11 protein-coding genes and 1 pseudogene are annotated in these 11567 nt (G+C 44.7%); 2 read left to right on the top strand and 10 right to left on the bottom strand.

Annotated features, from left to right (window positions below; genetic code table 11):
- The coding region (locus tag FTT98_RS16340; protein ID WP_180174025.1) for a zinc ribbon domain-containing protein at nucleotides 1-210 on the top strand (210 nt) is incomplete at its 5' end.
- A 35-nt stretch (nucleotides 211-245) separates the two neighbouring features.
- Nucleotides 246-440, top strand: coding sequence for a hypothetical protein (locus FTT98_RS16335; RefSeq protein ID WP_180005485.1), 195 nt, complete (start codon nucleotides 246-248; stop codon nucleotides 438-440).
- An 18-nt stretch (nucleotides 441-458) separates the two neighbouring features.
- Here FTT98_RS16335 and FTT98_RS16330 read toward each other — a convergent pair whose 3' ends face one another.
- From FTT98_RS16330 to FTT98_RS16285, 10 genes and pseudogenes are all read right to left on the bottom strand, one after another.
- Nucleotides 459-860: a Na+/H+ antiporter subunit G gene (locus FTT98_RS16330; RefSeq protein ID WP_180012110.1), complete on the bottom strand. Its 402-nt coding sequence runs from the start codon at nucleotides 858-860 to the stop codon at nucleotides 459-461.
- Nucleotides 861-872: 12 nt separating this feature from the next.
- Entirely contained in the window at nucleotides 873-1148 is a 276-nt protein-coding gene (locus tag FTT98_RS16325) for a monovalent cation/H+ antiporter subunit F (RefSeq protein ID WP_078189410.1), read from the bottom strand.
- Nucleotides 1145-1666 carry a Na+/H+ antiporter subunit E gene (locus FTT98_RS16320; RefSeq protein WP_180012108.1) on the bottom strand — a complete coding sequence of 174 codons (522 nt, stop codon included), beginning with the start codon at nucleotides 1664-1666 and terminating at the stop codon, nucleotides 1145-1147. Before FTT98_RS16320 ends, FTT98_RS16325 begins: the two co-directional genes overlap by 4 nt.
- A 1-nt stretch (nucleotide 1667) precedes the next feature.
- Entirely contained in the window at nucleotides 1668-3476 is a 1809-nt protein-coding gene (locus FTT98_RS16315; protein ID WP_180177577.1) for a monovalent cation/H+ antiporter subunit D, read from the bottom strand.
- Nucleotides 3476-3841: a Na+/H+ antiporter subunit C gene (locus FTT98_RS16310; protein ID WP_078189407.1), complete on the bottom strand. Its 366-nt coding sequence runs from the start codon at nucleotides 3839-3841 to the stop codon at nucleotides 3476-3478. The genes FTT98_RS16315 and FTT98_RS16310 overlap by 1 nt, the downstream gene beginning before the upstream one ends.
- A 1-nt stretch (nucleotide 3842) precedes the next feature.
- On the bottom strand, nucleotides 3843-6683 hold the full coding sequence (locus tag FTT98_RS16305; protein ID WP_180177578.1) for a monovalent cation/H+ antiporter subunit A: 2841 nt from the start codon (nucleotides 6681-6683) through the stop codon (nucleotides 3843-3845).
- A gap of 343 nt (nucleotides 6684-7026) precedes the next feature.
- Complete coding sequence (locus tag FTT98_RS16300) at nucleotides 7027-8430, bottom strand: AAA family ATPase (protein ID WP_180064870.1); 1404 nt, start codon at nucleotides 8428-8430, stop codon at nucleotides 7027-7029.
- A 46-nt stretch (nucleotides 8431-8476) separates the two neighbouring features.
- Nucleotides 8477-9979: a UvrD-helicase domain-containing protein gene (locus FTT98_RS16295; protein WP_180009538.1), complete on the bottom strand. Its 1503-nt coding sequence runs from the start codon at nucleotides 9977-9979 to the stop codon at nucleotides 8477-8479.
- A 9-nt stretch (nucleotides 9980-9988) separates the two neighbouring features.
- Nucleotides 9989-10771, bottom strand: coding sequence for a bifunctional phosphoribosyl-AMP cyclohydrolase/phosphoribosyl-ATP diphosphatase HisIE (hisIE, locus tag FTT98_RS16290; RefSeq protein WP_180009539.1), 783 nt, complete (start codon nucleotides 10769-10771; stop codon nucleotides 9989-9991).
- A 96-nt stretch (nucleotides 10772-10867) separates the two neighbouring features.
- Nucleotides 10868-11446 (bottom strand): annotated as a pseudogene (locus FTT98_RS16285) (FAD-dependent oxidoreductase); the annotation flags it as partial.
- Nucleotides 11447-11567: the final 121 nt, after the last annotated feature.

The raw sequence follows: 11567 nt of genomic DNA, 5'->3' as shown, positions 1-11567 counted from the left end.
TTTGAAGAAGTCCAAGAAGCCTATACCACCCAAATCTGTTCGTGCTGCGGTGAGATCACCTCAAGTAGTCCAAAAGGTAAGACAGATCTTGGAATAAGAGAATGGGAGTGCATGAGCTGTGGTACAGTTCATGATCGAGATATAAACTCAGCTCTAAACATTCTTGCGCTTGGGCATAAGCGTCTAGCTGTAGGAATCACCCTCTTTTAAGGGGGTGAGGATGTCAAGAATTGGCGAATCTTGAGATGAGTCAATATCAGCCTAAATGGTCTGATCATTTTCAAAGTAGTTATGAAACAAATATGCTGATTGATTTAGCTGAAAAATATGGTTTAAAAACGACGCCATATAACCAAAAGCGTTTGCAATATATGGCTCAAAGTAGCGTATTTGAAAAAATGTGGATGCGAATCAAAGAATTTTTTAGCTCGAAGACATAAACAAAACTGGATCTGGAATTAATCCAGATCTTCCGGTTTTGAATGGATTTTAGAGTGAAAGGCACGGCGCCGAGTTCGTTGCCAAGGAAGAGGGCGATTGAGCGCTTCTGGTGCATCACCACTCATCGAGCGCAGTCGTAAATGTAATGCCGCTTGTGCCATGAGGTTTGCAGAAACCGGTGCGGTGATAAAGGCAAAGAGCGTGATTAGGATTTCTGCAAAACCAAAACGACCTTGAAATGCTGCATAAATAATTGCAGCAATTAGAAAACTTCCTAAGCCTAAGGTGCTCGATTTGGTCGGTGCGTGCAGACGCATAAATAAGTCGGGTAGGCGAACCATGCCAATACCGCCGACCAACATGAAAAAAGCGCCAATAACCAAAAAAATCGAGACCAAAATTTCCATGACTAATTGCATATTAATGTACTCCTAGTCGATGACGTGGCCAGTGGTGAAATATCGTGCTAAAGCGGCTGTAGACACAAACCCCAGCATGGCAACCAATAAAGCCCCTTCAAACATCGATGTACTTGCCCAATAAATACCTAAAATGACAATTAAACAGGTAGCATTTAAAAATAAGGTATCTAAAGCAAGTAGCCGGTCTACGATTGAGGGTCCCATCACCAAGCGAATGAGACACAGTAACATCGAGATCGTCACAGCAACTAAACAGATGCCAAGCGCATACGGTAAAATTGTCATGTGGATTCTCCTGTATCAGCACCAAAAATGAGGATGAGAGGGCGTTCATAGCGCTCTTTAATGGTTTGAATTTCCGCTTCAGGGTCATCCGTGCTCAGCGCATGGACCAAAATATCACCACGGTCTTGGTCAATCCCAGCAGACACTGTACCGGGTGTGGTGGTGATGATCATCGCAAGTAAAGAATTGACTTCCTCATGCTGTGTATCGAGAGGAACACGGAACCATTTCGGGTGCAGTTTATGTGTTGGCCCAAGGACTAATTTTGCAACATGGATATTACTGACAATAATATCCCACAGCACCACAAAGAATAATTTACATGCTGCCAGCCAGTTGATATTCGGCGTTCGGTCAATAAAAGGGCGAACCAATCGTGGAATAACAATGGCTAAAACCAAGGCCATGCAGAGTGTGGCCGCATCTAGACTGTGCGCTAACATCACCCAGCTCAGACCAACCATGACTGATACCAATGGATGCGGAAACCAGCGATTTAATACAGATGTTTTCGCCATGTTAAGGTGCCTCCATCGGTTTTAGTTGGGTCTCTTCAGGTAGTTTTTCTTCTTGTTGCTGTCCTTGAATTTGGCGTTGCTTATACTCAGAAATATGCTCGCCATGTAGCGTTTCAGGTGCAATCAATGCAGGAATGAGGTGTGCATTTGGATCGGCTGATTCACCACCATATTTAGTTTCAGGTAAATTTTCAGGATCATAAGGTTGAACACTGATGATTTGACCTTTTTCATCCTTTTTTAGCAGCAATGATTCATATAATGGATTGTCTTGAATTTGCTGCGCAGTTTTGTAGGTATAGTCATAGATCGGTGCAGCAAAAACCATATATCCCACAAGCGCTGTTAACAGCAGATAAATGGTTTTGTCATTACGAAGCGGTGCCTTATTCGGCAAAGCCTGATAACGCTGATATTCTTCAGTATCAATATCATCTTCTGGGCGAGATGAACGCCAGAAAAGCACAAAACCAACTCGAGTGAATGCAATAATACTGAGTAAACTCACCAACAATACGATCAAAATAATCATGATTTGGTAAGGTGAATTGGCCGTTGCTTGTAAGAGAAATACTTTACCCAAAAATCCGCTAAAGGGCGGTAGACCAGCCATCATCAACGCAATGATGAAATAGCAGACAGCAACGGTATTATGCTGTTTCATACGGGGCGCAATTTTAAAATGATCTTTAAATTCGCCACGTTGTGAGGTAATCCAACCCGAGAGAATATAAAAAGCTGCACCAATGATGGTACTGTGAATCAGGTAATAAAGTCCTGCAGCCCATGCATCCGTATTAAAGAGTGAAATCGCAACCAATATTGTCCCGATAGAAGACAAAATCATAAAACCGACAAAACGACGTAAACGATCGGTTCCGATAGCACCATAAGCACCATAGAGCGAGGTTACTAAGCCAATCGGTAACAGCCACTGTTGTAAGATTTCACGGCTAATCCCATCGTCAAACACAGTACCATTGACACGGAGAATGGCATAGATGCCGACCTTAGTCATGATGGTGAATAAGGCTGCGACAGGCGTGGTTGCCACAGCATAGGTCTTTGGTAACCAGAACCCTACAGGCAGCATTGCAGCTTTGATGCCAAAGACGGTAAACAGTAACAATGCACCAGCCACTGCGATACGATGTTGATCCGCTTCAAGCAAAGGCATAAGTCGTGCAACATCAGCCATATTTAAGCTACCTACACTGCCGTAAATCATCCCGAGTCCAATCAGGAAGAGGGCAGAGGCAAATAGGTTAATGGTGACGTAATGAATACCAAGCTGAAAACGTGCTTTGCCTTGACCATGTAAGAGCAAAACATATGATGCCATCAACAGGATTTCAAAGAACACAAACAGGTTAAATAAATCGCCTGTCAGGAACGCACCACACAAACCCATCAGTAAGAAATGGCACATGGCATGGAAATAACGACCACGCTCGTCCCATTCTTTGCTGGCAAACCACATCACTGGCACAGCAAGTCCATAGGTCAGCACCAACATGAAAGCTGAGAGTCGATCTAGGACTAAGACGATGCCGAATGGTGCGGCCCATTCACTCAGGTTATAAACCAAAACTTGACCAGAGCTGGCGATCATCAAATAACTGATAGATGTGATCAGCCCGAGAATGCCTGAAACATAACTGATTCCACGACGCCAAGGTTGTCGCCAGTCATGCGCCAAAGAACCAGAGCCGGGGTTGCCCAGCAGGACTAAAATAAATGCAGTAATTGCAGGAATTAAAATACTGAAAATCGGGCTATGCGTAGTCCAAAATTGGATGAAGTCATGCATTATGGCTCATCCTCCCGCGGGTCAATTTGCGGTATTTCTTCTTTGGAGTCCACATGATCTGTTCCGGTTTCATAGCGGCTACGCAGAGCCAATTGTACGATAAAGGCTGTGGTCGCAAAGCCAATCACAATGGCGGTCAGGACCAAGGCTTGCGGTAAAGGGTCGGTCGCTTTGGTGGTTTCAGTTAACACAGCCGGTGCGTTGACATGAATACGTCCCATGACAAATAAAAATAAGTTCACAGCATAGCCAATCATGGCTAAACCCAGCACGACAGGAAAGGTACGTGCCCGCAAAATCAGGTAGACCCCTGTTGCGGTCAGTAAGCCAATGGCTGAAGCGAGTAAAAATTCTAAACTAATCATCTTATTCGCCTCTTGGAACTGGACCAGACATACTCGAGTGACGCGAGTCGCCTAAGACGGAAATCATTAACATCGTCGCGCCCACCACGGTGATGTAAACACCTGTGTCGAAGAGGGCAGCGGAGGCAAGGTGCATTTCGCCTAAAATTGGAGGTGAGACATAGATATGGGCACTGGTCAGGAATGGGCGGCCCCATAGCCAAGCAGCGATCCCTGTCAGACCTGCAATGGTTAAACCAATACCAATCCACACTTCATATAAGCGACCTGATTTTGCACCAATCAATTGTTCGGCACGGTCTTGACCAAGCGCAATATATTGAATCACTAAGGCCAAAGAGGTAATTAAACCTGCAATAAAGCCACCGCCTGGTAAGTTGTGACCCCGTAGGAAAATATACAGACTGACCACCAAGGCCAAAGGCAAAATCCAAGATGAGGTAATACGGAACATCAGTGGCGACGGATTAAAACGATAGGTTAGACCTTGCGTAATGGTGGTGCCATGAGCACGCATACCATCCATCATGCACAGCGTACCAATTGCGGCAATTCCCAGTACGGTAATTTCACCAAAGGTATCGAAACCACGGAAATCCACCAAGATCACGTTGACCACATTGGTACCACCGCCAAGTGGGATAGACTGCTGCATGAAGAACCATGAAATGGAATTGTGATCACGGGTCATGATCAACCATGAAATCCATGCAATCCCTAGACCTGCAATAATCGCAATCAATGCATCTCGCCAACGACGTGACACGCTCGACTCATAAGGGGTGAGCTGTGGTAATAACGATAAGCTCATGAGTAAGAGCACGGTGGTCACCACGTCAACAGTAATCTGTGTCAACGCTAAATCGGGAGCGGAGAAACAGATAAACACCATGGTCACAACTAGACCGACTGCACCACTGATGAGGACGGCTTTAATCCGTTCATGGTGGAACCAAAGCATCATCCAACATGCAGAGAATAATAATAGCCATAGAACGATCGCGATGACCGGTGCATGTACCAGTTCACGGCTGCCTGTGCCGATGCCTTGCAGCCAAAATGGAACGATGACGATGGCCACACTAAAGATCAAAATCCATAATAAATAGCTTTGTAATTTGCCATTTTCAGTAAAGCGACGGAACTTTCTTGAGCTGAGTAATAGATGCTTTAAAAATAAGTCGAACAGCACTTTACCTTGTAATCGACCCAAAAGTGGATCTAAGTCGATCCGGCGTAATTTGCCGCCCTTCGCCAATGCGAAATAGAAAACTAAACCACCCAAGAGTGCAATCACGCTCATCAAAAGGGGGGCATTTAAGCCATGCCAAATCGCTAAATGTGTACCTTCAAACGCAGTATTTTGAATACTCGCACGCGCGGTACTATTGACAATATGCTCAACCAATAATGCAGGGAAGAGTCCAACTAAAATACATAAAGCAGCCAGTAAGGTTGCCGGTGCGCGCATGCCAAACGGTGGTTCATGTGCTTCTTTATTAGGAACATCTTTCCCTAATGGACCATCAAAAAACACCCCATGAACCAAACGCACCGAATACGCGACAGCAAAGATACCGGCAAAGGTGGCAATGATCGCTGACACGATCATCACTGGCCCAGTCAGGTTGGCTAAAAGTTCAGTAAAGAACATCTCTTTAGAAAGGAAACCATTGGTTAATGGGACACCTGCCATAGAGGCTGCAGTGATCATGGTCAGCGTTGCGGTAAACGGAAGTAATTGCCATAAACCAGAGAGTTTTCGTAAATCACGTGTACCTGATTCGTGGTCAATAATCCCCGCGATCATAAATAGGGCTGCTTTGAAGGTTGCATGGTTAATGATATGGAAAATGGCAGCTGCAACTGCGAGGGGAGAGCCGATCCCAAGTAAACAAACGATCAGACCTAAATGGCTGATGGTGGAATAGGCCAAAAGTCCTTTTAAATCTTCTTTGAAAATGGCAAAGAAGGCCGCCATACATAAGGTAAATAAGCCAATAAAGGTGACCAAGTTGTGATACAACGCCGCGCCTGCAAAGATCGGCAATAAGCGCGCAAGCAGGAAAATTCCGGCTTTCACCATCGTGGCAGAGTGTAGATAAGCCGAGACGGGGGTCGGTGCCGCCATGGCATTTGGCAACCAAAAATGGAAAGGGAACTGCGCACTTTTGGTAAATGCCCCCATTAAAATTAATAGCAGTGTGGGCACAAAAAGCGGATGCTGCTGAATTTGGCTACCCATCGTCAGGATTTGATCAATCTGATAGGTGCCCGTGATTTGCGCCAACAGGACAAAACCACCCAACATACATAGACCACCCATGCCTGTAATGGTCAAAGCCATTCGAGAGCCACGTTGAGCAGCGTCGTAGTTGCTCCAGTAACCGACCAACAGGAAGGATGAAATACTGGTGAGTTCCCAGAAAATGAGTAATAAAATTAAATTATTAGACAATGAAATGCCGAGCATGGCAGCCATGAACAGCATCAATAAAACATACAGTTTACTGAGCGAGTTCTTTGGACTTAAATAATAGTAGGCATAGATATAAATTAAGGTGCCGATCCCGGTAATGAGCAGGGAAAACAACAAGCCCAGTGCATCGAGACGGAAACTGAAATCAATGCCAACTTGAGTGAGCCACGGCCAAGTTTGAATGATGGTTTTGCCATTAAAGACATCTGGGGCCTGACTCAATAATAAAACTAAACTGCTGAGGCTGACGCCAATCGCCCCTAAAGCTGTTACCCCGCGAGAGAATTGCTTCAACCACGAGACAAGTGTTGTGCCTAGTATTAACGGTAACAATATAATAATCGGTAGCACACTCGTATCCATTGTCATGATTAGGCGGTGAAACCTAGGTGTATTTCATCTTTCAAGGATTACAGGACAGCAAAGAGCAGTCCAAAAATTCAATCTTGAAAGCCATGTGTGTCAAAAAAAATTAAAAACAAGCTGTGTTGCGCAACTCGTGAAGCGATAGCAATTTCCGATGTTACTATGAAAATTGCAAATAAAACCGATCATATTACATGCGTAAAACAACATCAATCTTTTTTATGACCCACTTACACATTATACGCCTGACGAAACTGACTCGACATCTATTGCGGCCTTGTTGCTGAATATTTAAACATCGAGGCTATGGATTACGCCCAGCCAATCAGCCTCGGTATTTTTAACTCAGCGGTTGGATCGTAACGTCCTGATCACCCCGCTGTGATAAAGCCCTAACCAATTCGTGTTGCTGTTGCTCGGTCAGTTGCGTCTGGATTAATTGCAACATGTGCTGGATGGTGTCTGGGCTGTTCAGTGGCTCATTTAATTCAGTCTCTTCAGTTTTGGCTGGAAGCGATGGCTTTGATCCGAGTTGCAACTGCTGATAAATCTGATCATAAGTTTCTTGTAGTTTTTCAGGCTGAATCTCACTGAGCTTTTTATTCTGTAGTTGTAAGCACTGAAAACGAGAAGCCTGTTCCAGCAGTTCAGGACGGTTGCCGCTGGCAATGATTTGGAGTCGTGGAAACGCTTGATTTAAACGGGTCAAAATCACTTGAGTCATGTTTTGATCGAGTTGGTGGTCTATGGCGTCGATCAATAAAATACCGTCACCTTCTTGGCACGGATATAAGCTATGAGGATTGAGTAGGCACAGGCGACGCACAATATCACCAATTAAGGCCACAAGGTTGCGGACACTATTCGACAACTGTTGAAACAACATGTCTTTGCCTTGATAGCAGACCATTAACTGTAATCTAGGGTGATATTGCAGATAAATATTGGTCACATCGGGCAACACGGTCTCTAAGGCTTGTTTTAATGATCTGAGTGACGGCGCGTGTAGATCGGCCTGAGCTTGCGCCAGTTTTTGTCCAAAAAGTGGCGTGTCAGATGTGTTGGATGAGTCAGTTGGTTTTTTTGGATGTAATAAATTTTGAATTAATTCGGCACTTTGTGCATTTTCTATATCGGATATTTCTCGAAACCACTCAAAAAAACGAATAAACGTGGTAAAGGGAATGGCCGAGATTTCATAGGCATGTGAAGGCTGAAAAATAGCAGGATTATTTTTATTGAGAATATTTACGTCGTTGACGAAGCGTTCAGCAGGGTAATAGGCAATGAGCGGCAGCCCTTGTAACGGATCAGCTTTGAGGGCTTTTTGATACAGCGCAACCATCGATTCCAATTGCTGTGTTTCGGCCTTACTAAGGCCGACGCCTTGACTGTTTAAGGTTTTATACAGTTGCCATGAACAACATTGTGGGTCTTGGTCTTGCTGATCACTTGAAAGCTGAAATGCGCCAATGTCTTCGGGAAAACTGACCTGAATATCAAGTTTCGATTGTAAGCGATTTAACATGATGTCTTGATCGAGCATCACCACACCTGCTGTACGCAAATCTTTATAGCGTGCAGCAAACCAAGTGAGGGCCTGGTAACTAAAGCGCAGTAGGGAGGTTTTTCCAGAACTTTGATCACCCAAAATTAAGGTAATCGGCAGATCGTGATAATTAAAATTGAGGGTGATATCAGTAAAATGAAGGGTGTGCTTGAGTTGAATCGATTGTATTTTCATGGTGCACCTTTTACTGATTTATTGTTTATTCACCTTTTTCATCATACTAGCTGACCGCTTGCGCCAAAGATTTGGGCATTTGACGTTTTAAGTGCTGCATCAAGTCATAAATATGATGGATATTTAAACTTACTTTAGCACGTGTGCAGGCCACGTAAAGTAACCGTAACTCTTCGTCACTAATTTTATAATCTTTATCGTTGAGCTTAAATTGGTAGTCATCTTCAATATGTACCCGATCCCATTCTAAACCTTTGGCTTTATGGGCGGTCGAGATGATGTAGTCGGCTTGATCAATCGGGGTGATTTTCGCCAGTGCCTTTTTCAGTGGGTCAGTACCGTGGTCATCGACCAACTTCACCAGCGGTTTAATATCGCTGCCGTCATTGGTCTCGCAATATTCATGTACATCATGCCATGAGTTAAACCATGCAAGCTCTGGGACATCGACCACGCGTTTACCTTGCTTGAGCATGGCTGCAGCATCGACAAAACGATTGAGTCGTGCATGATCTGCTTGCAGGCTGACTTTTTCACCTTTGACCAAACCTGCCAATAACAGTTCCATCGCACGTGCATTGGTACGACATAAAATGGCATCGCGCATCTTGGTATGCGGTTTATTGACCACTTTAGAGTTGAGCTGCGGATTACCCAATAACGGCACGGTTTCATTCAATGCGCCCAGCAGAGCATTGGCGTTCAAGGCAATTTCTTCACCAAAACGGAACGACGTGGTTAAACGTGATTCGGGTAAAGGGAGTTGCTGCATGGCATTGACTGCGCCACGCCATGCATAAATTTGTTGATGCGCATCGCCAACATAGATGACCTGAGTATTACGCTGTTTCAGTAAAATCCCTAGCATTAGTGGGTCAGCATCCTGAGCTTCATCGAACAGCACATAATCCGCAGGAATATTCGGTTCAGACAAAGCCCAAAGTTTTAAATAAATATCGTGTCCAATCCCTGCTGCATGGTTCGGATCAATCGACTCTAACCAACGACGTTCAATGGCAGGATACAAATGCTTTTGTAAGCTTTCGATATCGTCTGGATGCAACCAACTCGGTGCTTGTAGATGTCGTGGGGCAGGGTACTGTGAACTGGTCGAACAGAAATAACTAACAGCATTTGCCACCAGACTCGCCAAACGCGAAGGCATGAGTACATATTTTTCATAACGACCGCCCATCATACGACGTAGGGTGATCGGTTCTAGTCGATATTCTTTGGCAATAAAACTGGGACTTAAACGTGGTAGACGCAGTTTATCAGTCACTCCACGTGGAACACTACGATAAGCCAATGAGTGGAAGGTTCGACAGTCGACATTTTGATGAAAACGATTCTGTGCTTCGGTGGCAATGGCTTTGTTAAAGGCCAAGTACATGCCACGCCGCTGAGGCATGGCATCACTGATCATTTGGAGTGTGGTGGTTTTACCTGTGCCAGCATAGGCGATCACTTTAAATGATTTGCCTAGACGTGCGTTATCTATGGCAGTAGCCTGCTCATAGGTCGCGGTCGGTTTTTTAAGCTCTGGCACGGTTGCGTCTTAGTGCTGACGGTTGGCTTTTTCAACCAAACCGGAAAGGCCTTGACGACGAGCGAGTTCGTTAAGTACCAATTGTGGATCAATATCGAAATAACCTAGCATTACAATGGTATGGAACCAAAGGTCTGCCACTTCGTAAATCAGATCGTTTTTGTTGTCTTCATTGGCTTCGATTTTAAAATCTTTAGCGGCAATGATGGTTTCAACACTTTCTTCACCGATTTTTTCTAAAATTTTATTCAGACCTTTATGGTAAAGCTTTGCCACATAAGAGGATTCAGGGTCGGCTTGTTTGCGTTCAGCCATCATTTTACCTAAGTAGTCGAGTACTTCGACTTGCTCAGATTGTACATTGGACGCATTCATCGCAAGGGTATGTGGATTTGCTGATTTTGCACCATAAATTGCAGCCGGATCTTTCAATTGCGCATCGACAACTTCCCAGCCATTGGCAGTAAGTTTGCGATAGAAACACGACTCACGACCGGTATGGCAGGCAATGCCGCCATGTTGTTCAATTTGTAGCACAATCACGTCAGCATCACAGTCCAAACGGATTTCATGCACGGTTTGGAAATGGCCAGATTCTTCACCTTTATGCCATAACTTATTGCGTGAACGTGAAAAGTACACCGCTTGATTTTTTTCTGCAGTTTGCGCCAACGCTTCACGGTTCATCCATGCCACCATCAATACGCGTCCGCTTTGATGATGCTGTGCAATAGCAGGCACTAAGCCTTGTTCGTTAAATTTTACTTCATCGAGCCATTGCAGGTTGTTCATGAGGATTTCACCAATTCAAAAATCAAAAAATAAATGCCGCAGCATTTGAGCAGCATCATAGTGTAAGCCATCAAGAGAATGATGGGGAGTTAATTCTTAATCAAATTTTAAATTGCGCAGTTCAGCCGCAGAATCATCTGCAGACTTGCGGGCTATGTCGGCATAATTCATTTGCCCACATGCACCTGTTTTTAAGCCAGAAATCGTGATGGCCATTTCTTTGCGGAAAAACGGCAGCTGATACATGGCACGAAATGAAATATCACGCAGCGGCGCTGTCCAGCGATGATGTGATTGATAAAACGGTGTCAGCAGGCGGCTAAAAAATTGGTAAAACCGCACGGACGGCAACCGCAGTTGATGATACTGCTGCCAGAGGTTTTGCAGTGAGAAATCCTGTTGATATTGAAGCAGGGCTTGACTGGTGGCCCATGCGTCGAGCAGCGCCATATTGGCGCCTTGTCCAAGCTGCGGACTCATGGCATGAGCCGCATCTCCTAAGATACCGATACGACCTTCACCAAGTTTGCTCAGCACCACATCACGATAGTTGGCAGACAGCCATTGCTGCGGATCATCTGGATGTGGAATCACATGCGCTAACCATTCTGCAACACTCAGCCAGCGTTTCGAAACTTCAAGCAACCATTGCTGCTGTGCGCTTTTGGTTTTTAACTAAATGTGCGGAATTCTCCATCTATAATCTGTGATTTAGATGGAGATGGATAGCACGCCTTTTCAGTCGGGTCTTTCTTGGTTTTGGATGTATTCTCGAATTACATCAATTGTCGCTCCA

The organism is Acinetobacter sp. YH12039, from assembly GCF_013420015.1.
In the GTDB taxonomy this organism is placed as follows: Bacteria; Pseudomonadota; Gammaproteobacteria; order Pseudomonadales; family Moraxellaceae; genus Acinetobacter; species Acinetobacter amyesii.
The sequence above is the reverse complement of the archived record's forward strand: the minus strand, read 5'-3'. Positions and strand labels throughout refer to the sequence as shown.